The 22,181-nt window shown below is 59.9% G+C and carries 21 protein-coding genes and 2 pseudogenes; 11 read left to right on the top strand and 12 right to left on the bottom strand.

The genetic code is table 11. From position 1 onward, the window contains the following. Nucleotides 1-118 precede the first annotated feature (118 nt). A complete protein-coding gene (tpx, locus tag F475_RS07425) occupies nucleotides 119-619 on the bottom strand; it encodes a thiol peroxidase (RefSeq protein WP_018926141.1) in 501 nt (166 codons plus the stop codon). A 149-nt stretch (nucleotides 620-768) separates the two neighbouring features. Continuing rightward, nucleotides 769-1,056: pseudogene (locus F475_RS07420) on the bottom strand (polyketide cyclase); the annotation flags it as partial. Between the two features lie 191 nt (nucleotides 1,057-1,247). On the opposite strand from F475_RS07420, the gene F475_RS07415 reads away from it, so the two are divergent. Both F475_RS07415 and F475_RS30420 read left to right on the top strand, forming a co-directional pair. Then, nucleotides 1,248-1,673: a YciI family protein gene (locus tag F475_RS07415; RefSeq protein WP_019579276.1), complete on the top strand. Its 426-nt coding sequence runs from the start codon at nucleotides 1,248-1,250 to the stop codon at nucleotides 1,671-1,673. A gap of 259 nt (nucleotides 1,674-1,932) precedes the next feature. Further along, nucleotides 1,933-2,070 (top strand): hypothetical protein, encoded by a 138-nt coding sequence (locus F475_RS30420; protein WP_018926144.1) that lies wholly within the window; start codon nucleotides 1,933-1,935, stop codon nucleotides 2,068-2,070. A 59-nt stretch (nucleotides 2,071-2,129) separates the two neighbouring features. On the opposite strand, the gene F475_RS07410 is transcribed toward F475_RS30420, so the two are convergent. The 4 genes from F475_RS07410 to F475_RS07395 all read right to left on the bottom strand — a co-directional run bounded on the left by F475_RS07410 (nucleotide 2,130) and on the right by F475_RS07395 (nucleotide 6,141). Next, on the bottom strand, nucleotides 2,130-2,801 hold the full coding sequence (locus tag F475_RS07410; RefSeq protein ID WP_018926145.1) for a DUF3313 domain-containing protein: 672 nt from the start codon (nucleotides 2,799-2,801) through the stop codon (nucleotides 2,130-2,132). 120 nt (nucleotides 2,802-2,921) lie between these two features. Beyond that, nucleotides 2,922-3,890: a hypothetical protein gene (locus tag F475_RS07405; RefSeq protein WP_105342081.1), complete on the bottom strand. Its 969-nt coding sequence runs from the start codon at nucleotides 3,888-3,890 to the stop codon at nucleotides 2,922-2,924. An 86-nt stretch (nucleotides 3,891-3,976) separates the two neighbouring features. After that, a complete protein-coding gene (locus F475_RS07400; RefSeq protein ID WP_018926147.1) occupies nucleotides 3,977-4,471 on the bottom strand; it encodes a DUF934 domain-containing protein in 495 nt (164 codons plus the stop codon). Further along, the gene (locus F475_RS07395) at nucleotides 4,468-6,141 is read right to left on the bottom strand and encodes a nitrite/sulfite reductase (protein WP_111453559.1); all 1,674 of its coding nucleotides are present in this window, start codon (nucleotides 6,139-6,141) and stop codon (nucleotides 4,468-4,470) included. Before F475_RS07395 ends, F475_RS07400 begins: the two co-directional genes overlap by 4 nt. Before the next feature lie 264 nt (nucleotides 6,142-6,405). Between F475_RS07395 and ccoN the strand changes: the two are divergent. Further along, nucleotides 6,406-7,834: pseudogene (gene ccoN, locus F475_RS07385) on the top strand (cytochrome-c oxidase, cbb3-type subunit I). A gap of 15 nt (nucleotides 7,835-7,849) precedes the next feature. After that, the gene (locus F475_RS07380; RefSeq protein WP_111453558.1) at nucleotides 7,850-8,071 is read left to right on the top strand and encodes a cbb3-type cytochrome c oxidase subunit 3; all 222 of its coding nucleotides are present in this window, start codon (nucleotides 7,850-7,852) and stop codon (nucleotides 8,069-8,071) included. Between the two features lie 111 nt (nucleotides 8,072-8,182). Here the strand turns inward: F475_RS07380 and F475_RS07375 are convergent, their stop codons facing one another. Together F475_RS07375 and F475_RS07370 are read right to left on the bottom strand one after the other, a co-directional pair. Continuing rightward, a complete protein-coding gene (locus F475_RS07375) occupies nucleotides 8,183-8,677 on the bottom strand; it encodes a hypothetical protein (protein ID WP_064618184.1) in 495 nt (164 codons plus the stop codon). A 70-nt stretch (nucleotides 8,678-8,747) separates the two neighbouring features. Next, the gene (locus F475_RS07370) at nucleotides 8,748-9,524 is read right to left on the bottom strand and encodes a helix-turn-helix domain-containing protein (protein WP_111453557.1); all 777 of its coding nucleotides are present in this window, start codon (nucleotides 9,522-9,524) and stop codon (nucleotides 8,748-8,750) included. A gap of 78 nt (nucleotides 9,525-9,602) precedes the next feature. Between F475_RS07370 and F475_RS07365 the strand changes: the two genes are divergently transcribed. Beyond that, nucleotides 9,603-10,295, top strand: coding sequence for an aspartate/glutamate racemase family protein (locus F475_RS07365; RefSeq protein WP_064618188.1), 693 nt, complete (start codon nucleotides 9,603-9,605; stop codon nucleotides 10,293-10,295). Between the two features lies 1 nt (nucleotide 10,296). On the opposite strand, the gene F475_RS07360 is transcribed toward F475_RS07365, so the two are convergent. From F475_RS07360 to F475_RS07350, 3 genes are all read right to left on the bottom strand, one after another. Further along, nucleotides 10,297-10,815, bottom strand: a complete 519-nt coding sequence (locus tag F475_RS07360) for a GNAT family N-acetyltransferase (RefSeq protein ID WP_018926154.1) — start codon at nucleotides 10,813-10,815, stop codon at nucleotides 10,297-10,299. Nucleotides 10,816-10,921: 106 nt separating this feature from the next. Further along, nucleotides 10,922-11,908 carry a LysR family transcriptional regulator gene (locus F475_RS07355; RefSeq protein ID WP_111453556.1) on the bottom strand — a complete coding sequence of 329 codons (987 nt, stop codon included), beginning with the start codon at nucleotides 11,906-11,908 and terminating at the stop codon, nucleotides 10,922-10,924. A gap of 92 nt (nucleotides 11,909-12,000) precedes the next feature. Further along, complete coding sequence (locus F475_RS07350; protein ID WP_111453555.1) at nucleotides 12,001-12,441, bottom strand: carboxymuconolactone decarboxylase family protein; 441 nt, start codon at nucleotides 12,439-12,441, stop codon at nucleotides 12,001-12,003. A gap of 207 nt (nucleotides 12,442-12,648) precedes the next feature. Between F475_RS07350 and F475_RS07345 the strand changes: the two genes are divergently transcribed. The 3 genes from F475_RS07345 (at nucleotide 12,649) to F475_RS07335 (ending at nucleotide 15,093) form a co-directional block, all read left to right on the top strand. Next, on the top strand, nucleotides 12,649-14,082 hold the full coding sequence (locus F475_RS07345; RefSeq protein WP_018926157.1) for a PLP-dependent aminotransferase family protein: 1,434 nt from the start codon (nucleotides 12,649-12,651) through the stop codon (nucleotides 14,080-14,082). Between the two features lie 123 nt (nucleotides 14,083-14,205). Beyond that, nucleotides 14,206-14,499, top strand: a complete 294-nt coding sequence (locus F475_RS07340) for a putative quinol monooxygenase (protein WP_018926158.1) — start codon at nucleotides 14,206-14,208, stop codon at nucleotides 14,497-14,499. A 174-nt stretch (nucleotides 14,500-14,673) separates the two neighbouring features. Then, entirely contained in the window at nucleotides 14,674-15,093 is a 420-nt protein-coding gene (locus F475_RS07335; protein ID WP_018926159.1) for a cupin domain-containing protein, read from the top strand. 103 nt (nucleotides 15,094-15,196) lie between these two features. On the opposite strand, the gene F475_RS07330 is transcribed toward F475_RS07335, so the two are convergent. Further along, nucleotides 15,197-20,104: an NAD-glutamate dehydrogenase gene (locus F475_RS07330; RefSeq protein WP_018926160.1), complete on the bottom strand. Its 4,908-nt coding sequence runs from the start codon at nucleotides 20,102-20,104 to the stop codon at nucleotides 15,197-15,199. Here F475_RS07330 and F475_RS30220 point away from each other — a divergent pair. The 3 genes from F475_RS30220 to F475_RS07320 all read left to right on the top strand — a co-directional run bounded on the left by F475_RS30220 (nucleotide 20,079) and on the right by F475_RS07320 (nucleotide 22,180). Beyond that, on the top strand, nucleotides 20,079-20,498 hold the full coding sequence (locus F475_RS30220; protein WP_138867709.1) for a hypothetical protein: 420 nt from the start codon (nucleotides 20,079-20,081) through the stop codon (nucleotides 20,496-20,498). The genes F475_RS07330 and F475_RS30220 overlap by 26 nt on opposite strands. 121 nt (nucleotides 20,499-20,619) lie before the next feature. Further along, a complete protein-coding gene (locus tag F475_RS07325) occupies nucleotides 20,620-20,973 on the top strand; it encodes a hypothetical protein (RefSeq protein ID WP_086946140.1) in 354 nt (117 codons plus the stop codon). A gap of 247 nt (nucleotides 20,974-21,220) precedes the next feature. Then, the gene (locus F475_RS07320) at nucleotides 21,221-22,180 is read left to right on the top strand and encodes a MoxR family ATPase (RefSeq protein WP_007941298.1); all 960 of its coding nucleotides are present in this window, start codon (nucleotides 21,221-21,223) and stop codon (nucleotides 22,178-22,180) included. Nucleotide 22,181: the final 1 nt, after the last annotated feature.

The raw sequence follows: 22,181 nt of genomic DNA, 5'->3' as shown, positions 1-22,181 counted from the left end.
AGCGCCTTTACCGGCAATTTACCTTTGGCTTACGGAACAGGAGGTATAGCTAAAACACTGAAGCACAAATGAAAACGGCCTGGACAGGGCCAGGCCGTTAACAATTGTAAAACTTTGCTTACTTCAGAACGGCGAGCGCTGCGTCGTAGTTCGGTTCTTCAGCGATTTCCTTGACCAGTTCGCTGTGCAGGACCTTGTCGTTTTCGTCCAGAACCACGACGGCACGGGCGGTCAGGCCTTTGAGTGGACCATCGGCGATGGCCACGCCGTAGTTTTCCTTGAACTCGGCACCGCGCAGGGTCGACAGGTTCTGTACGTTTTCCAGGCCTTCGGCGCCGCAGAAGCGGGCTTGGGCGAACGGCAGGTCAGCCGAGATGCACAGCACCACGGTGTTGGCCACGTCATTGGCCTGGGCATTGAACTTGCGCACGGAGGTGGCGCAGGTCGGGGTGTCGACGCTTGGGAAGATGTTCAACACTTTACGCTTGCCGGCGAAGCTCGCCAGGGTCACGTCGGACAGATTGCCGGCAACCAGGGAAAAGGCTGGCGCCTGGGAACCGGCTTGTGGCAGTTGGCCGTTGACTTGAACCGGGTTGCCTTTAAGAGTGACTTGAGCCATGAACGGAGTCCTTCTGAACGTTGATGTAGAGAATTTTGACGAGGCCGAAGTTAACCACGAAATGAGCCGGGGACCTATGCAAAAACACAAATTGTCATGAGTAGCGGGAGAGGCAAACCTGCAATTCCACAGGGCTGGATGCACGTGCACTACCCGAGCAACCGCAGCATATTGCGGTGCCGCGCCGCGAAAATCCGCCGCATGCAGGCATTCACCAGCAGCCCTTCAGTCAAAGCACCGCCAATCGCCGCATAGGTCACGCGGTCGGTGTACAGCGTACCGCCCTCTCCCGCCGCCACCCGATGTTCATGACGAAAGACGCGCAGCGGCCCCTTGAGCATTTCATCGATGAAATGCGTATCGCCGACCTCCCGGATCACCACCGTCCAGTTCGACGGGATCAGGTTGAACATCCAGTGCCTGAAGCGGAACTGGGGGGGCACCTTCCGTTGGTCGTTGGATGGGTCTCACAGGAATATTTGATCGCGAGGAGGATGTCGAAAATACATCTGTTCTCTACAACATCGACTAAAACGAAAAGGACAATTTTTGTTTAGGTGCATTGTCGATTCAAGTCACGCCCATTCGACTATGCAATGAATCACTCAACTTCAACGGAGACAAGACCATGCGATTCATGATCATTGTAAAAGCCAGCCCCGATTCCGAAGCCGGCGTGATGCCCAGCGAAGAACTGATGACCGCAATGGGCAATTACAACGAGGAACTGGCCAAGGCCGGCATCCTCATCGATTGCGATGGCCTGCAGCCCAGCAGTAAAGGTGCCCGTGTGCGCTTCTCGGGAGATAAACGCACAGTGATCGACGGCCCGTTCGCCGAAACCAAAGAGCTGATCGCCGGTTACTGGCTGTGGCAGGTGAAGTCGAAAGAAGAAGCGATCGAGTGGGTCAAGCGCTGCCCCAACCCGATGCCGGGTACAGAGGCCGAGATCGAGATTCGCCAGGTGTTCGAGGCCGAAGATTTCGGTGCCGAGTTCACCCCGGAACTGCGTGAGCAGGAAGAGCGCGTGCGGGCACAGGCGAAGAAGCACTGAAGCACACCCACACGCGACTCAGCATTCAACAATGATGTTGACTGACAATCCTTCTTCGCGAGCAAGTCCATGCCCACAGGTGATTGTGGTTGGCAAATTAGCCAAGGCTCACTCAATACCTGTGGGAGCGCGGCTTGCCCGCGAATGGACCTTCAATTCAACAAGCAAACCCGTTGACGCGACAACCACCTGCTAGAGTAAAAAAAAGCCTTCATGCAGGCCATACCGAATGTCATCTTCGGAAAATGAGGAAACGTCTATGAAAGGTTTGCTTCGCGTTGCGGGATTCAGCCTGATGGCGCTTTTCGCCAGTTGTGGTGTCGGTGCCCAGACAATGCAAAGTCATGCGGCGCCGGTTGCGCTCACTGTCATACCGGCCGACATCCCGGGGGAATAGCCAAGGGGATTGATCGTTCCCATGCCTGGGAACGATCTTGGGCGAACAATGAACCCGCGTTACTTGGACTTGAATTTTACAAACGACTGATTCATGTCCGAAGCCCAGCCATCGATCACGTTTTTCACGTCATCGGCTTTCATCACCTGAGCTTCGTTTTCCAGCGGTTTGCCGGTGCCCTTGCGCACCACCTGGGCGATGACTTTGTTGGTGCCGCCATCGAGAAACACCGCTTCGGTGGCCAGATCGGTTTGCTGATCGCGAGCACCGCTGGCGGTGGTGACGGCCGCTGCCACCAGGGCGATCGGGATCACTTCATATGGCTTGAGGCTTTCGGTCTTGCTGCTGACGGCGGTGATCGCCGCACGCACCACGATAACGCCTGGGCCGGGGCCGCTGGCCAGTGGCAGGGATTTACCCAGTTCGCGCTTGAGCGCTTGATCGTAGTAGCTGGTGATGCCGTTCAACGTGGTCTGAGGGATTTTCGCTGTCGGTTGCGGTTTGGGATAGAGCTGAGTCGGCTCGATGTAGGCACTGGTGTATTTGTTGACGTCGAGTTTGGGATCGACCCAGCGCATCACCACGGCGCCCGATGGCGACTTGGCTTCCTTGAGCTGGCTGTAGTCCTTGAGAAAGCCGGAGTACTGGTCTGGCTCGACGACTTTGCTGGCGCAACCCGCCACCCCGAGAGAGGCGATGCACAGTGTGCTCATCATTAACGCAAGCTTCATGCTTTAACTCCTGTCAGAAGGACGGCAACGGTATTGCCTACGAGAGTTACAGGTATAGCTAATGCCCGGCGCTTTTGTATCGAAAATCACAATTTTCAGCTCTCGCCACGGTCGCGATAATCACCACGAAGACCCGCTTTTCGCTGCCAACTCCCGCCGGCTATTGGCCCGCATCGCCTTGATCAACGACACCGTACCCACCAGGATGATCACCGCGCCGAACAGGAAATCGATGGTGTACAACTGGAAATCGTTCAACGGCCCCACCAGGAACACCCGGATCGCGCCAATACTCACCAGCGTCGCGAGAAAGTCGATGCCCGGCTCGTCGCGATAGAACACGTGCAGCAGCGGCAGGCACATCACCAGCAACAACAGCAACACAATCACCTTGAACGAGCCCTTGCGCTCGACGCTGAACGCGCATTCGTTGGCGCCGTAGGGCTTGTAGTCCTGCTCACTGATCAGCGAATTTTTCTCGTTGATGTACTCGACACGGTTGTACTTCTGGATCGGCGTAAAGGTGTTGGACATCTGCATGCTGGTGGTGACGTTTTTGAAACGCAGGTCGACGCGCTCGTTACCCTTGAGGTAGTACAACACCGGTTTGTAACCGTAGCGGTAGGTGTCGAACGGAAAATCGGTCGCACGCCCCTGGACGTCGATGGGCCGGGACTCAAGTTCGGCGTAGGCACTTTTGTTGACCGAAGACAGGTTACGACTCAGGGGTTTGATCTTGACCTGTTCCATGAAAATCGGCGCAACGCCGTAGGACCACTGTAGCGGCTCCATGCGCAGCCGCAGTTCGTTGCGGCCCAGGTCGTAGCGATCAAAGGTTCGCTCGGAAACGACAACCGCCCCCGAGAGCATGAACTCGCCGCGAACGTTGTTGGTGATGCGCAGCGACAGTTGATCCTTGCCCAACCCGCCGCTATCGCTGGCCGGCGGCGTGCCGCACCAGGCGTAGCTGTCGAACGCATCCCCGAGCTGGCCGTTACGGTTCTCTTTGAACACATAAAAATAACTGCCCCACAGGGCCGCCATCAGCAACAGCGCTATCAACCCTAAAATCTTCTTGCCTGCGCCCAAACCAGACTCCTTTCTTCACCAACTCCTTATGAGACGCGGACTCTATCAAAATGCCATCATTGGCCCAAGCAAAAGATCTCGATGCCCTACCGCCGCCGAAACAACGGCCGCGGCTCGATCACCGAACGCCCATACAACACGCTCATCCCCGCCAGTCCCTTCAGCGCATCTTCGGCAGACTTGTCTTCACGCACGGCAAAGCTGTCGAAACCGCATTGGCGCATGTGGCTGAGTTGATCGCGCAGCACATCGCCAATCGCGCGCAATTCGCCTTGCCATCCGAATCGCGTGCGCAACAGATAGGCCTGGCTGTAGGCACGTCCGTCGCGAAAACTCGGGAAGTCCAGGGCAATCAGCGGCAGGTCGGGGAACCACGGAATCAGATTTGTCACTTCGTCGTCAGGACCGAGCCAGACACCTTCGAGCGCGGTTGTGGTGTCGGCGTTAAGGGCCAGCCACTGGGGTAACGGCAGGATCAGCGGCCCGGCCGGCGGTTCACCGGTCGTTTCACGAATCAACTGCCACGGGTCATCGCGCACCCACTCGGCACCGCCCTCTCGCAAACGCAGCAGATTGTTCATGCCGACACCTCCAGCACCTTTGGATAAACCCGTTCCTTGAATGGCTCCAGACCGATGCGCGCCAGGGTATCGACGAACAGTTCTTCGCTCTCGCGGTAGCGCACGAATGTGCCGATGATCCGTTCAATCACATCGGGCACTTCGGCGGCACTGAAGGACGGGCCGATGACCTTGCCCAACGCGCTGTTCTTGCCCTGGGCGCCGCCGAGGGTGATCTGGTACCACTCGCTGCCGTTCTTGTCGACGCCAAGAATGCCGATGTTGCCGATGTGGTGATGGCCGCAGGCGTTCATGCAGCCGGAGATGTTCAGGCTGATGTCGCCCAGGTCATGCAGGTAATCCAAATCGTCGAAACGCGCCTGAATCGCTTGCGCGATGGGGATCGACTTGGCGTTGGCCAGGGCGCAGAAGTCGCCGCCGGGGCAAGCGATGATGTCAGTCAGCAAGCCGATGTTGGCACTCCCCAGGCCTTGCTCGCAGGCCAGGCACCACAGCGCGTAAAGGTCTGCCTTGGGCACGTCCGGCAGGACGATGTTCTGTTCATGGGCGATGCGGATTTCGCCGAAACCGAACTGCTCGGACCATAGCGCCACCGCTTCCATTTGTTCGGCCGTGACATCCCCCGGCGGCGCGGCGATACCCGGCTTGGTCGACAGCACCACGCTGGCGTAACCCGGCACCTTGTGCGGCTGAACGTTGCGCGCCACCCAACGGGCGAACGCCGGGTGCTCGGCCAGGCGCGTGCCGAAGTCCAGGTCGGTGCCGGCCAGTGAACGGTAATCGGGTGGCACAAAGGCGCTGGCGACACGCTCATACTCGACGTCGGTCAACTGCGCCGGGCCGTCCTTGAGGTGTTGCCACTCCTCCTCCACTTCCTTGGCGAACGCTTCGATCCCCAGGGCCTTGACCAGAATCTTGATCCGCGCCTTGTACTTGTTATCGCGCCGTCCGTGGCGGTTGTAGACTCGTAGCACCGCCTCGACATAAGACAGCAAATGCTGCCACGGCAAGCCTTCGCGAATCTGCAGACCGAGAATCGGCGTACGCCCCAACCCGCCGCCAACGATCACCCGCAAGAGCATTTGCCCGCTGTCGTCGCAATAAAGATAAAGACCGATGTCATGCATCATGATCGCCGCGCGGTCCTGTTTCGCCGAACAGATGGCGATCTTGAACTTGCGCGGCAGGAACAGGAATTCCGGGTTGATGGTCGACCATTGCCGCAGGATCTCCGCCAGCGGACGCGGGTCCATCAGCTCGTCCGCCGCAACGCCGGCGAAGGCTTCGGTGGTGATGTTGCGCACGCAGTTGCCGGAGGTCTGGATCGCGTGCATTTCCACTTGGGCCAGGCGTTCGAGGATGTCCGGGACCTGGGCCAGTTCGATCCAGTTGAACTGCATGTTTTGCCGGGTGGTGAAGTGGCCGTAACCACGATCGTAGTCCCGGGCAATGCTCGCCAGGGTGCGCATCTGCTGTGCGCCGAGGGTGCCGTAAGGAATCGCCACGCGCAGCATGTAGGCGTGTTTTTGCATATACAGGCCATTCTGCAAACGCAGGGGCAGGAACTCTTCTTCGCTCAATTCGCCGGCCATGAAACGTTCGACCTGATCGCGAAACTGCGCAACACGCTCGAACACCAGGGCCCGGTCATAGTCATCGTATTGATACATGTGGCTACCTCATCAGGATTGATCGGGCTCTGCGGCTCGCTCTCGAGGTAGCGACTATGAACCTGCGGCACAGCACGTTACAGATTCAGCTAAACACTAAAAAACCGTATCAGGACGCGACTGATGGCCGCAGGCGTGCCCCGTATCTGATCCGTATAAATGAAAGTTTCCTGAGACTGTTTTGTTTCCGGCAGGGTTTCTACAGTTCATCGCATGCCAGACCGGGTGGCCTGGCAAGACTTTGCAACCGTGGAAGAACTGACCATGAGCACAGCAACAATCGGACTGGCCTATAACTACTAAGGTCGTCCGCCAATTCGTCGTGGCAACCGTGGTATGGGGCGTCGTCGGGATGGCGATGGGGGTATGGATCGCCTCGCAACTGGTATGGCCCGAGATGAACCTCGACCTGCCGTGGACCACCTTCGGCCGCTTGCGTCCGCTGCACACCAGCCTGGTGATTTTCGGCTTTGCCGGCAGCGCGCAATTCGCCGCCAGTTACTACGCCGTGCAGCGCACCTGCCAGGCTCGGCTGTTCTCGGACAAACTCGCTGCATTCACCTTCTGGGGCTGGCAATCGGTGATCGTGGTGATGCTGATCAGCCTGCCGCTGGGCTACACGACCACCAAGGAATACGCCGAGATCGAGTTCTTCGGCGCGGTGTGGATGACGGTGGTCTGGCTCGCCTATGCCATCGTGTTCTTCACCACCATGGTGCGCCGCAAGACCAAGCATATCTACGTCGGCAACTGGTTCTTCGGCGCGTTCATCGTGGTGATCGCCATGCTGCACGTGGTCAATCATCTGTCGATTCCGGTGGACTGGTTCAAGTCGTATCCGGTGTACTCCGGGGCCACCGACGCCATGGTGCAGTGGTGGTACGGGCACAACGCGGTGGGCTTTTTCCTCACCACCGGGTTCCTCGGGATGATGTATTACTTCGTGCCGAAACAGGTGGGTCGGCCGGTGTATTCCTATCGCTTGTCGATCGTGCACTTCTGGGCGCTGATCACCCTGTACATCTGGGCCGGTCCCCACCACCTGCACTACACCGCACTGCCGGACTGGGCGCAGTCCCTGGGCATGGCGATGTCGCTGATTCTGCTGGCGCCGAGCTGGGGCGGTATGATCAACGGCATGATGACGCTGTCGGGGGCCTGGCATAAGTTGCGTACCGACCCGATCCTGCGCTTCCTCGTGCTGTCCCTGGCCTTCTACGGCATGTCGACCTTCGAAGGGCCGATGATGGCGATCAAGACGGTCAATGCCCTCTCCCACTACACCGACTGGACCATCGGCCACGTGCACGCCGGCGCCCTCGGTTGGGTGGCGATGATCACCTTCGGCGCAATCTATCACATGGTTCCGAAAGTCTTCGGCCGCACGCAAATGCACAGCGTGCCGCTGATTAACCTGCACTTCTGGCTGGCGACCATCGGCACCGTGCTGTACATCGCCTCGATGTGGGTCAACGGCATCACCCAGGGCTTGATGTGGCGCGCAATCAACGACGACGGCACGCTGACCTACTCGTTCGTCGAGGCGTTGCAGGCCAGTCATCCGGGCTTCATCGTGCGGTTTGTCGGCGGGGTGTTCTTCCTCAGCGGCATGCTGCTGATGGCGTATAACGTGTGGCGTACGGTGCGGGTTGCGGATGTGAAGATGGCCGAACTTGAAGCGCAGTATGCCTGAGGCAAGGAGCCTGACATGATCGAAATGGCATTGAATCTATTGGGCGCGCTGGGGCTTTGGCTGGCGATCGAATACTGCTTGAAACAGCAGACGCCCGAGAGCCTGGACGATGCCAGCCTGATTCCGTTTGCCGATGACCCCGAGGTGGCGCGGCGGGTGGAGTTGGCTACCGGCAAGAGAGTGAAAGCGGTAGCGCCGCAAGAGTTGAAACCTGGCTGGGGCAACCTAGAAGTTTGATGATCGTTCCCACGCTCTGCGTGGGAATGCCTCAAGGGACGCTCCGCGTTCCAATGGGACGCAGAGCGTCCCGGCTGCATTCCCACGCGGAGCATGGAAACGATCATCGCGTCAGTTGCGCTCGCGGGGAATCAGGCTCTGCAGTTGCTGCGCCAAAAAGTTTGCATCGAAGGCAAACGTGTCCGGGTCTTTCAGGCCGTTGGTCTTGCGCCATTGCCAGGCGCTGGACGGTGGCAGGCACACCAGCGAAATACTGCCATAGCGCGCCGCGGTCAACCCCATCACGGCAAGGGAAATCTGCCCACCAACGCCCATCACGTCCGGCACAAACTCCACCGGTTTGCCGGCGATAACGACGCTCAGTTTCTCGGTCTTGAACGTCGACGTCTCCACCGGCACACTCGGCCCGGATGCGACATACGCCTCGCGGCTCACTTCCAGCAGGTTCGGTGCCAGGACCGGTGCCAGCCACTGCTGGATCTGATCGAACAACTCCCCGATGCGCGTCGCCCACACGGCCGATTGCGCTTCAAACAGTTGCTTCTTGTGCGCTTCGCTTTCTGCGTAGTGGCGAAGCATCTCGCCCAGTTGCTGTACGTCGTCCATTGCGGTGTTCCTTTGGTTGAAGCGGTGCTGCGGACTTTGAGCATGGCAGATGCGCGCTGCCGGCGTACGACTAAAAGCGCGAGCGGTACTGGCTGGGGGTCATGGCCAGGTATTTGCGAAAGGCACTGCCCATGTGGGACTGATGGGCGAAGCCAACATCCAGAGCGATGCTGGCCAAGGGCAGAGCCGTGCGCTCGATCAGCCTGCGTGCGGCCTGAAGCCGCACTTCAATGAGGTAGGCGTGAGGCGTCAGGCCAATAGCCTGGGTGAAATCGCGCAGAAAGCGCAGTTCGTTGTGCCCATAGGTGACAGCCAATTGTTCCAGCGTCAGGGGGTGCTGGAACTGCTCGGCGATCTGTTCCATGACTCGGGCAAAGGCCTTGGGCGTGGCACGCTGCGTTGTATCGGTTATCGAACCCGCGACGCCAACCAGCGCCGCGGCACATTGCTCAAGCGCCAGCAGGTCGGGCTGCGTGGCGAGCAACTGACGACGAATCTCACGTGCGATGGTCAGCGCACGTCGATTGCCGCAAGACTGCACACGGTGGGCGACACTGGGTAATTGTTCGCTGGCGAACTGTTCGTCCAGCCGCATCAGCAGATACTCGCCACCGCTGGCCGATTCGGAAAACACCTCCACGCCGACCGGCGTGTACGCCAATACGCCCGGCCAGGTATCGAAATCCGTCCGCCGGTCAGAATCGATCGCATGCACGCCCTGCTGACGTTCCAGCGTCACCCCGAGGGTTTGTGACTGCGCCGGATCCCGCGCGCTGTACGGCGCACGGGGCAAAAGTTGCAGGCAGAGTCTGCCGCCCAACAGGTTCTCGCTCAGCACACCGGGCATGTGAAATTTCCTGATAGATCGGAACAAGGATCCACTGGACACTCTCTCGCAAGGGTTTGCCATTCACAGGAGCATGACATGCGCACCATCGGCCTTATCGGCGGCATGAGCTGGGAGTCCAGCGCCGAGTATTACCGTCTTATCAACCAGCAGGTACGCGACCGCCTCGGGCCGTTGCGTTCGGCGAAATTGCTAATGTACAGCGTCGACTTCGGCCCTGTCGAACAGGCCCAACATGCCGGGCGCTGGGACGATGCGGCGGCGATTCTGGTGGATGCCGCGCAACGCCTGGAGGCTGGCGGCGCCGACTGCGTGGTGTTGTGTACCAACACCATGCACAAGGTGGCCGGGCAGATTCAGTCTGCGATTGATATTCCGTTCCTGCACATTGCCGACCCGGCCGCTCAGGCGGCGCTGGACGCCGGTGCGCTGCGGGTGGGCCTGCTCGGTACTGCATTCACCATGGAGCAGGACTTTCTCAAGGCACGTCTGACGGCCAAGGGCCTGACGGTGCTGGTGCCGGAGGCTGAAGAGCGTCAGGCGGTGCATCGGATCATCTATGACGAGTTGTGCGTCGGGGTCATCAGCGAGGCGTCGCGCCAGGTCTATCAAAGGGTGATCGAAGCGCTGACCGAACGCGGCGCCCAGGCGATCATCCTCGGCTGCACCGAGATCGGCCTGCTGATCAAACCCGAGCACAGCGCCCTGCCCTTGTTCGACACCACCGAACTGCATGCGCAGGCGGCGGTGGCGTTTGCCTTGGGCGACTAACTCAACCTTCCTTGGGCGTGCGACGCAAGCGCGCCATGCTCAGGGTATCGACCAAGCGACCGTCACGCACGGCATAGTCGCGGAACAGGCCTTCGGTCTCGAAGCCGAATTTTCGGTACAGGCCGATGGCCGCTTCGTTGTCGGCGTACACCGAGAGTTCGACCCGTTGCAGGTTCATCCAGTTGTCGGCGACATCGAGCGCCGCCGCCAGCAGCTTCGAACCGACACCCTTGCCTTGCCAAGCCACGGCGACACCCATGCCGAAGCTGCCGGCGTGGCTGCGGCGAACTCGCGAAAACTGTTCCAGACCGATGTTGCCGATGACCGTTCCCTGGTGCAGCGCCACCAGTTTCACCGCCCGTTCATTGTCCGCCATCAGGCGTTGGCGCCAGACCTCGGTGGACTGAAACGGCATCTGCAGCACCTGACGGGCCACAGCCGGGTCGTTGTAGAGGGCGGTGACACCCTCGATGTGGGATTCGTTGAAGCGTTCGAGGGTAATGACGGAGTCGGCGGGCATGAAAGTTTCGTCCTTGATGCGTACATGGCCGCTTACTCTATAACGGTGCAAACCTATGTGGCGAGGGGGCAAGCCCCCTAGCCACATAAGTGTTCTTGCCAGAAGCTCAGTCGAGCTGCTCGAACCACTCCCGCCGCTCGTTGAAGGTATTGCGGATCAGCTCGACAACTCCCTGCACCTCGGCCTCATTTCGGGAGTCGGCATTAACCGCCATCCACACCTGGCGCTGCATCGTTTGGTTGAACAGCCCGGGCAACGCCAGCAGCCCTCGATCGAATCGGCTCATGTAGTGCGGCAACAAACCGATGCAAGCGCTGCAACGGATCATCTCCAGCATCAACTCATAGGAATGCAACTGCACCACCCCCGCCAGGCGCTGCTCCACCAGACGGTTCCACGGCCCAAAGGTCTCGACCTGGCGGTCGTGCTGCCATTGCACCAGCATGAAGTCGGCCAGGTCACCCAGGCTGTCCGGGCGGGCCGCGACCCGCGAGTAACGTTTGGCAATGTGCGGCAGATAGTCCAGCCGTGCCAGACGCTGGGGCTCGCTGATGGCGAAACTGGGGCCGGGCGATGGCGAATCGGTGCCCGCCAGCCACACCACCACATCGGCGCTGATCGCCCGCAGGGACAACTCGCTGTCGAGGGAAATGATGTCCAGGCGCACACTGGCGTTGCGCCGTAGCAGCGCGACCAGGTCGCGACCGAGGATGTCGTGCAGGATCGACTCGGCCACAGCCAGGCGCACCAACGGCTGTTCGATCACTGGCAAATCGCGCTCACGGGCCAAGGCCATCAACTGCGCCTGAAGCTGCAACCCGTCACGACTGAGGGCAAAGCCATTGCCCGAGTGGCAGAACAGCGAGCGCTGCAGTTGTGCTTCAAGTTGCGCCAATTGTTTACGCAACTGGGTCGACTTGATGTTGAGACTGCGGGCCGCTTGCATGAAACAGCCACAGCGGGCGCTGACCCTGAAGGCCAGCAGTAACACCGGATCGATTCCGGCTATCCGTGCGTGAGAGGCGTTGCTGTGTTCTACGGGCGAACGGTACTCGGCCACGCCCTGACGCCCGGCGGATTCCATGAATGACATCGATGACTCCCTGTCGATCTGTCCTTGACCGTTTCATCCTGCTGATCGTTCATGAATCTGATGTGACAAACGGGTAAAAACCAAACCAATAATCAACCGCTGGGCGTTTGCCGAAAGCTCACCGCCAGGCGATTCCAGCTGTTGATGGCGCTGATGGCCATCGTCAGGTCGACCAGTTCCCCTTCACCGAACTGCTCCCGGGCCAGTGCATAAACATCGTCCGGCACATGGCTTTGCGCGAGCAGGGTCACTGCTTCGGTCCAGGCCAGGGCCGCCCGCTCCCGAGGGCTGAAGAAGCCACTGTCGCGCCAGACCACGATCGCATACAGCCGCCGATCGGTCTCGCCGAAGCGGCGCGCGTCCACCGAGTGCATGTCGGTGCAGAAGGCGCAGCCATTGAGCTGCGAGGCGCGGATCTTGATCAGGTTCAGCAACGCCGGTTCGATGCTCAGATCACGGGTCAAGGCCTCCATGGCGATCATGGCTTTCATCGCCTTGGGCGATGCGCTGTAGTAATCCAGGCGAACGGTCATGGCGGCGGCCTCGTGGCGCGAATCGGTATCTCCACGTTAGGCGCTGATGCACGAGCGTTACAGAGCCAATTCAGCGAAAAAGCCATGGACCGCCCGACAGAAGACCAATCGCCGGTTTTTCACCCACACAACTTCTGTGCAGTCACTCATGCAGGTAATCTGGCGCGACGCACAGTCGCCTCACAATCGCCCAGGAGCCCCGCCGGTATGGAACTTCACGTTGTCATCAACGGCCGCAAGGATCTGGCAGGCCAGCTGTACCGGCAACTGCGCAGCGCCATTGAATCCGGGCGCCTGGCAGCCGGCACGCAGCTGCCGCCCAGCCGTTTGCTGGCCGAACAACTGGGGATTTCGCGCAAGACCATTTCCGACACGTATGCGCAACTGACCTACGAAAACTTCCTCACCGGGGTGATCGGCAAAGGCACCTACGTCAATGCCCGGGCGGCAAAAGTCGTCCGTAAACAGAGCCATTCGGAATTGGCCAGCTTCGATGTCATCGAGAGCTGGCGCAAGTTGCCGACGTTCTTGCGCCACCCGACGCTGGAAGGCTCGCTGCGCTACGACTTTATCGGTGGTGCAACCAGCAAGGGCCAATTTCCGCAGGACGACTGGCGCCGTTGTACCTCCCATGCCTTGCGCCAGATCGCCGGCTCCAAGGGTTTCTACAGCCAGCCCGAAGGCCTGCCGGCGCTGCGCAATGCAATCGCACAGCACATCGCATTTTCCCGCGGGGTCAATTGTCGGGACGAAGACGTGGTGGTGTGCAATGGCGCGCAGCAAGCGCTGGACCTGATTTCCCGGGTGTTGACCCAACCGGGCAGCCTCGTGGCCATGGAGGACCCCGGTTATCCTCCGGCGCGCCTGTTGTTCGGGACTCATGGCGCAACGGTGGTCGGCGTGCCGGTCGATGCGCAAGGCATCCAGGTCGAGCACATTCCCGACGGCACGCGGCTGATTTATGTCACCCCCTCGCACCAGTTCCCCTTGGGCATGCCCATGAGCCACGAGCGTCGGCTGGCGCTGCTGGAGCGGGCCCACGAACTGGGGGCGATCATCATCGAGGACGATTACGACAGCGAGTTCCGCTATGAAGGACGGCCCACCGACTCGCTGCAAAGCCTGGATGAACGCGGCATCGTCGCCTACGTCGGCACCTTCTCGAAGACCCTGTTGCCGGAGTTGCGGCTGGGGTATGCGATTTTGCCGCCGGCGATTCTCGAAGCGGTGATCAGCGCCAAGCAACTCACCGACCGGCACACCTCCACCCTGCCCCAATGGGCGCTGGCCAAGTTCATCGCCGAAGGCTGTCTGCTCAAGCACATCCGGCGTTGCCACACGATTTACGCCGGGCGCCGCGAACGGATCCTGGCGAGGATGGCGGGCGACCTTTCGCCATGGTTCGAAGCGGTGCCGACCACGGCCGGGTTTCACATGGCGGTACTGTGCAAGGTGCCGGTCGATATTCCATTGGTGATCGAACTCGCGAAAAAAGTCGAAGTGGGGCTCTATACCCTGGACGATTTTTTTTACCAGCAAACGCCACGGGCCGGGCTTTTCCTGGGATTCGGGGCGATCGAAACCCTGGACATCGACATCGCCCTGGACCGTTTGCGGGACATTTTGCAGCAGGTTGGTTGAGGGATTGGTCTGCGGTTTTATCCGGTGATTGGCTATTGGCGGCCCAAGGAGGCAGGCCTATCCTGCATGAGCGTTATCCCTCAATGAGCAGGATTCGTCCGGCCTGATTCAGGAGTGTGAGTAATGTCCAACCAAGTGTTCAACACCGTAAAGATACGAGCTGCCGCCGGTCGCTCGGACGAACTGGGCAAACAACTGCAAAAGATTGTCGACACCCTGCGCGAACTTCCGGGCTGTGACGGCTATATGGTCGACCGCTGCCCCGAAGACGACACCCGCTGGACGGTCAGCGCCCGCTGGCAATCGGAGGCGGCCATGCAAGCGCATTTCAATCGCCCCGAAGTGCAAGGCTTTATCGGCCTGATCGACAGCCGACTGGCCAATGCCGTCGACTTCAACAGCTTTCCTATCGTCTAAAACAAGATCAAAAGATCGCAGCCCCGTAGCAGCTGTCGAGCCTGCGAGGCTGCTGCTACGGGGAACGTAACATCAGTGATTGGTCCCCTCACCTTCCGGCAAATTGGCCGTTTGATTGCCCGACGGCGCGGCTTACCGTGGTCCCTGACGACTCACCACCACAGGTAATCCACCATGAATGCACTTCGTTTTTTTGCCGCCTCTCTCACCGCCCTGGCCCTGAGCGTTTCAGCCTCGGCATTCGCCGACAAAACCGCCGCCCCTTCGGAAAATGTCACCATCCTGCAAGATCAGATGCTAAAAAACGCACCTGGCAAAAAAGCCTTGATGATCGAAGTCGATTACCAGCCGGGCCAATCTTCCATTGCCCATAAACACCAGGGTACGGCCATGGCCTATGTGCTTTCGGGGGAGATCACTTCTCAAGTCAAAGGCGAAAAAGCGATTACCTACAAGGCTGGCGAATTCTGGTATGAGCCGGCCGGTTCGGAACATCTGGTCTCGAAAAATGCCAGCGCCACCCAACCCGCCAAGCTGTTGGTGTTCATGGTGTTGGCCCCGGATGAGAAAGTGTTGATTCCTTTGCAGAACTGATCGCTGAGGCGAAGAGGCCCGACCAGCCCCCCCCAAAAAAAACCGTCAGGCAAAAAAAAAGCCCCGTCTCTCTCGAGACGGGGCTTTTTCATTCAACGCTCAATCAGGCAGCCGGTTCCAGCTCGGCACCCGCAGTAGCGGTGATAACGGCAGGTACTACCGTTTGACCGCTCAACGCGACATCCAGCAATTCACGGTTGGCCACCGCGTACATGGCGTAATCAGTGCCACTGGCGGCACGGATTTCCACCAGCATGGCGCGCCAGCGTTCGATCATGCCTTCGTTCTGCTCCATCCACAGCTCCAGGCGTGTTTCCACGTCCTGGGTGCCGTCGCCCTGTTGCAGGACCGAGATGGTGATCGCACGTTGTTGCCAGTCGACGTCATCGCGGAACGCTTCACGGGCCAGGGCTTGCCAGTTGTTTTCAACCGGCAGGGCGCTGATCTGTTGCAGGTACCAGGTGATGTCCAGCGCACTGCCCACGGCGAAGTAGGCCTTGGCCACATCTGCTGGATCCTGGCCGGTCACGTCGGAAGCCTCGATGATCGGCAGCAGGGTGTACAGGTGCGTGGTGCCAGCCACCATGCGTGCCAGCAACTCCGGCACACCGGCTTCGACGTACGCCTGATAGCGAGCCTGCCAGGTGTCGCGAATCTCGCCACTGAGCAGTTCGTCAAGCTTGAGGCCCAACTCCTTCAGGTGCGGACCGAAATGCGCGACGTCACGGGCGGCGTTCTGCTCGTTGCGGCGGGCACGCAGGAACCAGCGCGTAGCGCGACGGCCCAGACGCATCAGCTCGTCCATCAGCTCCAGTTGTACGTCGGCCGAGACCTGATAATCCAGGGCTTCGATCTGACGGAACCAGTGCGGGAGATGGAAAATGTCACGCACGATCACGTAAGCGCCGGCCACGTTCGCCGGGCTCATGCCGGTCGACTCTTTGAGCCGTTGAACGAAGGTAATGCCCATGTGGTTGACCAGATCGTTGGCGATCTGGGTGCTGACGATTTCGCGCTTCAGGCGGTGACGGCGCATGGCGGCAGAGAACTTGCTGACCAGCGTCGGCGGGAAAGCGGTTTCCATGTCACGGGTCAGGTAGTCGTCGTCCGGCACCAGGGAGCCCAGCAACTGCTCCTTGAGGTCGATCTTGCTGTAGGAGATCAGCACCGACAGCTCGGCACGGGTCAGGCCATGGCCTGCCGCGACGCGCTCGTTGATCGCGTCTTCCGACGGCAGGAACTCGATGGCGCGATCCAGCTTGCCACGGGCTTCCAGATCGTTCATCAGGCGCTTGTATTCAGCGATCCGTGGCAACGCGCGACGGGCCGCCAGCGACAATGCCTGGGTCTGCTTGTAGTTGTTGCCCAACACCAGGCCACCGACTTCGTCGGTCATGCTCGCCAGCAACTGGTTACGCTGCTTGTCGGTCATGTCGCCGGCCTGAACCACTTCGTTCAGCAGGATCTTGATGTTCACTTCGTGGTCGGAGCAGTCCACGCCACCGGCGTTGTCAATGAAGTCGGTGTTGGAACCGCCGCCATTGAGGCCGAACTCGACGCGACCCAGCTGAGTCATACCGAGGTTACCGCCCTCGCCCACAACCTTGCAGCGCAGTTCGTTACCGTTCACGCGCAGTGCATCGTTGGCCTTGTCGCCGACATCGGCGTGGCTTTCGCTGCTGGCTTTGACGTACGTGCCGATACCGCCGTTCCACAACAGGTCTACCGGTGCCTTGAGCAAGGCATTGAGCAGTTCGGTCGGGGTCAGCTTGTCGGCCTGAATGTCGAAGCGCTCTTTCATCTGCTCGGAGATGGCAATGCTCTTCGCGCTACGGGAGAAGATACCGCCGCCTTCGGACATGATGCTGGTGTCGTAATCCGACCAGGCCGAACGCGGCAGGTCGAACAGGCGCTGACGCTCGGCGAAGCTGCTGGCAGGCTCCGGGTTCGGGTCGATGAAGATGTGCAGGTGGTTGAAGGCTGCGACCAGTTGCAGCTTGTCGGACATCAGCAAGCCGTTACCGAACACGTCACCGGCCATGTCGCCGACGCCCACCACGGTGATGCTGTCTTCCTGGACGTTGATACCGCGTTCGCGGAAGTGGCGTTGTACGCCGACCCACGCGCCCTTGGCGGTGATACCCATTTTCTTGTGGTCGTAACCGGCGGAACCGCCAGATGCGAACGCGTCGCCGAGCCAGAAGCCGTAGTCGATGGCGATACCGTTGGCGATGTCGGAGAAGGTCGCAGTGCCCTTGTCCGCCGCCACCACCAGGTACGGGTCATCGTCGTCATGGCGCACGACGTTGGCCGGCGGTACCAGCGCACCGTCTTTCAGGTTGTCGGTGATGTCCAACAGGCCCGAGATGAAGATGCGGTAGCAGGCGATGCCCTCGGCCGCGATCTCGTCACGGCTGCCGCCCAGTGGCAGGCGACGCGGCAGGAAGCCACCCTTCGCCCCCACCGGCACGATGACCGAGTTCTTCACTTGCTGGGCTTTTACCAGGCCCAGGACTTCGGTGCGGAAGTCTTCTTCACGGTCGGACCAGCGCAGACCGCCGCGAGCCACGTTGCCGAAGCGCAGGTGCACGCCTTCGACGCGCGGCGAGTAAACGAAGATTTCAAACTTCGGAACCGGCTTCGGCAGCTCTGGAATCTGGTGCGGGTTGAACTTGAAGCTGAAGTAGGACTTGTTCTGACCGTGAGCATCGGTCTGATAGAAGTTGGTCCGCAGGGTCGCCTTGATCAGGTCCAGGTAACGACGCAGGATGCGGTCTTCGTTGAGCACCTGAACATCGTCCAGTGCGCTCAGAATCGCGTGTTCCAGGCGTTGTTGCTTGTCTTCCAGATCGTCACTGGCCAGCTTGCGCGCCAGGTAGAAACGGGTTTTGAACAACCGGGTCAACTCGCGAGCGATGTCGGTGTGGTTGTTCAGGGTGCTGGCGATGTAACCCAGGTCGAAACCCAGACGGATCTGCTTCATGTAACGGGCATAGGCGCGCAGCAGCGCCACGTCGCGCCATGGCAGGCCGGCGGTCAGTACCAGACGGTTGAACGCATCGTTCTCTGCATCGCCACGCACGATGTGGACGAAAGCGTCCTGCAAGGTGTCGTTGAGTTGCTGGATGTCGAGTTCCAGGCCTTCGGCAGCCGTGAACGCAAAGTCGTGGATCCAGAACTCGCGACCGCTGTTGTGGCGTAGGCGATACGGGAATTCACCCAGTACGCGCAGGCCGAGGTTTTCCAGGATTGGCAACACATCGGACAACGCCAGCGGCGTGTCGGCGTGATACAGCTTGCAGTGCAGCTCACGTTGGCCCGATACCTGACCCAGCGGCTGATAGAAGCTCATCACCAGCGGATTCTTTTCGCTCAGGCTCAGCAGGTGCTGCATGTCGACCACAGCCGAGTGGGCGGCGAAGCGCTCGCGGTAACCAGCCGGGAAGCCTTTCGGGAAGTCGGCCAGCACGTTGGTGCCCTGGGCTTCGCCGAAGCTCTCGACCACCAGGCTGGCGTAGTCGTCCTGCCAGCTGCGGCAGGCCTGCACCACTTCTTTTTCCAGCAGAACCGGGTCGATGTCCAGACGGTTCTTCGGGTCGACCCGCAGAATCAGCTGCACACGGGCCAGCACGGATTCGGAGAAGAAGGTCCAGAACTCGCAGTCAGAGGCTTTCAGACGATCCATCAGCACTTGCTGGATCTTCTGGCGCACTTCGGTGGAGTAGATGTCACGCGGCACATAGGCCAGGCAGTAGCAGAAACGACCGTACGGGTCTTTGCGCAGGAATACGCGGATCTTGTTGCGTTCCTGGATCTGCACGATCGACATCACGGTAGCGAACAACTCATCCACCGGCGTCTGGAACAGGTCATCGCGAGGCAACACTTCAAGTACCTGGGCCAGTTCCTTGCCCAAGTGAGCCTTGGCCTGGAAGCCCGAGCGCTGCTCGATGATCTCGACCTTGCGACGGATGTAAGGAATGACCCGCACGCTTTCGCCATACACCGACGAGGTGTACAGGCCCATGAAGCGGCATTCCTTGATGACCTTGCCGTTGGCATCGATCTGGCGGATCGACACGTAGTCCGGGTAGGCCGGACGGTGGACACGGCTTGGGTGTGCCGCCTTGGCGAACGACAGCGGCGTCGGTTCACGCAGGTAGTTGACGGCGTAGTCTTCGATGCGCAGGTCATCGACGGTCAGGCCGGCGCGCAGCAGCTTGGTCAGGCCGAGGAACGAGCTCTGGTCATAGTCGATGTGACCGCCGTTCTGATCCTCGCCCACCACGAACTCTTCGTAGCCCAGGAAGGTGAAGTGGTTGCCCACCAGCCATTCCAGGAAGCTCTTGATTTCGGATTTTTCTTCGGCGTCGATGGCGAACTGGCTATTGTCGATGCCTTCGATCAGCTCCTGGACCTTGGCTTTCATCGGTTCGAAATCGGCGACCGCAACGCGGACTTCACCGAGAACCTGCTCCAGCTCTTTGGTCAGGACATTCAATTCGGCCGTGTTGGCGCAACGGTCGATTTCCAGGTACATCAGCGATTCTTGCAGAATGCCTTCACCCTGGGTGCCTTTCGGCAGGATTTCCAACAGCTCACCCTTGCTGCCGCGACGCACGCTCAGCACAGTGGTTTGCAGGGTATGAATGCTGTAGCCGCGACGGTTCAGCTCGGTACGCACCGAATCCACCAGGAATGGCAGATCGTGGTGCAGCACTTCGACCGCGGTGTGGGTCGACTGCCAGCCGTGGCGTTCGTAATCGGGGTTGTAGACACGCACTTGCGATTGAGCGTGATCAAAGCGCTCAAGCAGGCGCCATGCAGAAAGGGTGCAACCGGCGAGGTCGGACAACCGACGTTGGGTCAGCTCGTCGAGGGAAATGATGCCGAAAAATTGTTCGGCGAACAGCGCCACTTGTGGCAGTGCCTGTTCACTGATGTGCTGCGCCAGTGCCGCTTGCAGTTGGTGCTGGAAGTCGGCTTTGCTGGCTGCGGTGAAGAACGCCATCTGTGGTACTCCGCTTGGGCTTGTTATTGATGGAAGCGTCGCGTGCAAACCCCTTTCGGGGCAATCCGTCACCCTGTTCCTGATTCTCGGGCAGAGGAAACAGGACGACAGTTGGGTGAAGCTGGACGAGACACTCAGGTCACATTCACCTTCCATTGAATGGGCATCTGCAAAAACGACTGGCGGGGCTACCATCGCAGCCATCGTCAATGCCTTTACGGGTGCTCATCCGTTGCGCAGCTTAACCAGTGCGGCAAGGGCCGTGCTTGCAGCGCTGCGACATATTCGGTCATCGGCACGTAACTCGTGGCATGCGCCTCGAACAACACTAGCAGCCGTGCAGAAAAATGGGCGTTTTATGCCCGGTTTTACGGCACCTTCGTACCAGAAATGACTCGAGATGCATCGGATGTTCACGACACATCCTCAGACACTCAGCCAAGCAGAAATTCCCGAGGGCTGGCAGAATTGCCGTTTGTTGTGTTCACAACGCTCGCCGAGCCAGGATTTTTCCCATGCAAATCACAACCGACCTCTTGATCGTCAACCCGTGCGATGACGAAGAAGACAATCTGGCCATGCTCTGCTGCACCAGTGCCGAGGGCGAAATGTTCCTGATGAGCCGCTTTCCGGACGAGGACGAGCTGGAGATCATCTTCCACGACAAGCCTTCGGCCCTGGATGGCGTGAAAGTCACCCTCAGCCCTGACCGTCTGCTGATCGAAATCGCCGCCGTGGACGCCGATGCGCTGGGTGGCAATGATTCGCTGGAAATCCTGCACAGTACCGATGCCAGCGATCTGGCTGAGGTGGAAGAAACCTTGCAGAACATCCTCAATGGGATTGGTACTTACATCAGCGAAATCTGATGGCGGTTTAGTGATCGTTCCCACGCTCTGCGTGGGGATGCAGCCTGTGACGCTCTGCGTCACGATTTTAAAGCGGGACGCAGAGCGTCCGGTGATGCATTCCCACGCAGAGCGTGGGAACGAGCGTTAATCCGCACATTTCTACAAAATGCCGTTAGTCGGCGCCCCCCGCGATGGATTAAAGTAACGCCCCCAGCCCTGGCGTTATTCGAACGTCTTCGGTCACCCTTTCCAGGAACAGTCATCGATGGAACATCGTGAAGCGCTGCTCGCGCTGCGAACCTTTCTTTCAACGCAGATTCTCGGCCAGGAAAAACTCATCGAGCGCTTGCTCATCGCCTTGCTCGCCGACGGTCACATGCTGGTCGAGGGCGCCCCGGGGCTGGCCAAGACCAAGGCCATCAAAGAACTCGCCGAAGGCATCGAAGCACAGTTCCATCGCATCCAGTTCACCCCCGACCTGCTGCCGGCCGACATCACCGGCACGGAAATCTATCGCCCGGAAACCGGCAGCTTCGTGTTCCAGCAAGGCCCGATCTTCCATAACCTGGTGCTGGCGGACGAAATCAACCGAGCCCCGGCCAAGGTCCAGTCGGCCCTGCTCGAAGCCATGGGCGAACGCCAGGTCAGCGTCGGGCGCAGCACCTACGAGCTGTCGCCGCTGTTTCTGGTCATGGCCACGCAAAACCCCATCGAGCAGGAAGGCACCTACCCGTTGCCCGAAGCCCAGCTCGACCGGTTCCTGATGCACGTGAAAATCGGCTTCCCCGACGCCACCGTCGAACGACGGATTCTGCAACAGGCCCGTGGCGAAGCACTGCACGGCGAAACCAAACCTGAACGCCGGGTCAGCCAGCAGGCGATCTTCGCCGCGCGCAAGGAAATCCTCGGGTTGTACATGGCCGACGCCGTGGAGGAATACCTGGTGCAACTGGTCATGGCCACGCGGATCCCGGCCAAGTTCGACCCGGAAATGGCCGAATGGATCGCCTACGGCGCCAGTCCACGCGGTTCCATCGCCCTCGACCGTTGCGCCCGGGCCCACGCCTGGCTGGCCGGTCGCGACTTCGTCAGCCCGGAAGACATTCAAGCGGTGCTGTTCGATGTGTTGCGTCACCGCATCATTCTTTCCTTTGAAGCCGAAGCCGCTGGCATCGACCAGGACCGGGTGGTCCAGCGGATTCTCGACGTCGTAGCCGTCGCTTGAC

It is taken from the genome of Pseudomonas sp. URMO17WK12:I6 (genome assembly GCF_003253625.1).
Classification (GTDB): Bacteria; Pseudomonadota; Gammaproteobacteria; order Pseudomonadales; family Pseudomonadaceae; genus Aquipseudomonas.
This window is presented reverse-complemented; position numbering and strand designations above follow the sequence as displayed.

Bases quoted from the DNA above. Each gene is read 5' to 3' on its own strand.
- tpx (WP_018926141.1), bottom strand. From the start codon at position 619: ATGGCTCAAGTCACTCTTAAAGGCAACCCGGTTCAAGTCAACGGCCAA.
- F475_RS07415 (WP_019579276.1), top strand. From the start codon at position 1,248: ATGCGATTCATGATCATTGTAAAAGCCAGCCCCGATTCCGAAGCCGGC.
- F475_RS30420 (WP_018926144.1), top strand. From the start codon at position 1,933: ATGAAAGGTTTGCTTCGCGTTGCGGGATTCAGCCTGATGGCGCTTTTC.
- F475_RS07410 (WP_018926145.1), bottom strand. From the start codon at position 2,801: ATGAAGCTTGCGTTAATGATGAGCACACTGTGCATCGCCTCTCTCGGG.
- F475_RS07400 (WP_018926147.1), bottom strand. From the start codon at position 4,471: ATGAACAATCTGCTGCGTTTGCGAGAGGGCGGTGCCGAGTGGGTGCGC.
- F475_RS07395 (WP_111453559.1), bottom strand. From the start codon at position 6,141: ATGTATCAATACGATGACTATGACCGGGCCCTGGTGTTCGAGCGTGTT.
- F475_RS07380 (WP_111453558.1), top strand. From the start codon at position 7,850: ATGATCGAAATGGCATTGAATCTATTGGGCGCGCTGGGGCTTTGGCTG.
- F475_RS07375 (WP_064618184.1), bottom strand. From the start codon at position 8,677: ATGGACGACGTACAGCAACTGGGCGAGATGCTTCGCCACTACGCAGAA.
- F475_RS07370 (WP_111453557.1), bottom strand. From the start codon at position 9,524: ATGCCCGGTGTGCTGAGCGAGAACCTGTTGGGCGGCAGACTCTGCCTG.
- F475_RS07365 (WP_064618188.1), top strand. From the start codon at position 9,603: ATGCGCACCATCGGCCTTATCGGCGGCATGAGCTGGGAGTCCAGCGCC.
- F475_RS07360 (WP_018926154.1), bottom strand. From the start codon at position 10,815: ATGCCCGCCGACTCCGTCATTACCCTCGAACGCTTCAACGAATCCCAC.
- F475_RS07355 (WP_111453556.1), bottom strand. From the start codon at position 11,908: ATGTCATTCATGGAATCCGCCGGGCGTCAGGGCGTGGCCGAGTACCGT.
- F475_RS07350 (WP_111453555.1), bottom strand. From the start codon at position 12,441: ATGACCGTTCGCCTGGATTACTACAGCGCATCGCCCAAGGCGATGAAA.
- F475_RS07345 (WP_018926157.1), top strand. From the start codon at position 12,649: ATGGAACTTCACGTTGTCATCAACGGCCGCAAGGATCTGGCAGGCCAG.
- F475_RS07340 (WP_018926158.1), top strand. From the start codon at position 14,206: ATGTCCAACCAAGTGTTCAACACCGTAAAGATACGAGCTGCCGCCGGT.
- F475_RS07335 (WP_018926159.1), top strand. From the start codon at position 14,674: ATGAATGCACTTCGTTTTTTTGCCGCCTCTCTCACCGCCCTGGCCCTG.
- F475_RS07330 (WP_018926160.1), bottom strand. From the start codon at position 20,104: ATGGCGTTCTTCACCGCAGCCAGCAAAGCCGACTTCCAGCACCAACTG.
- F475_RS07325 (WP_086946140.1), top strand. From the start codon at position 20,620: ATGCAAATCACAACCGACCTCTTGATCGTCAACCCGTGCGATGACGAA.
- F475_RS07320 (WP_007941298.1), top strand. From the start codon at position 21,221: ATGGAACATCGTGAAGCGCTGCTCGCGCTGCGAACCTTTCTTTCAACG.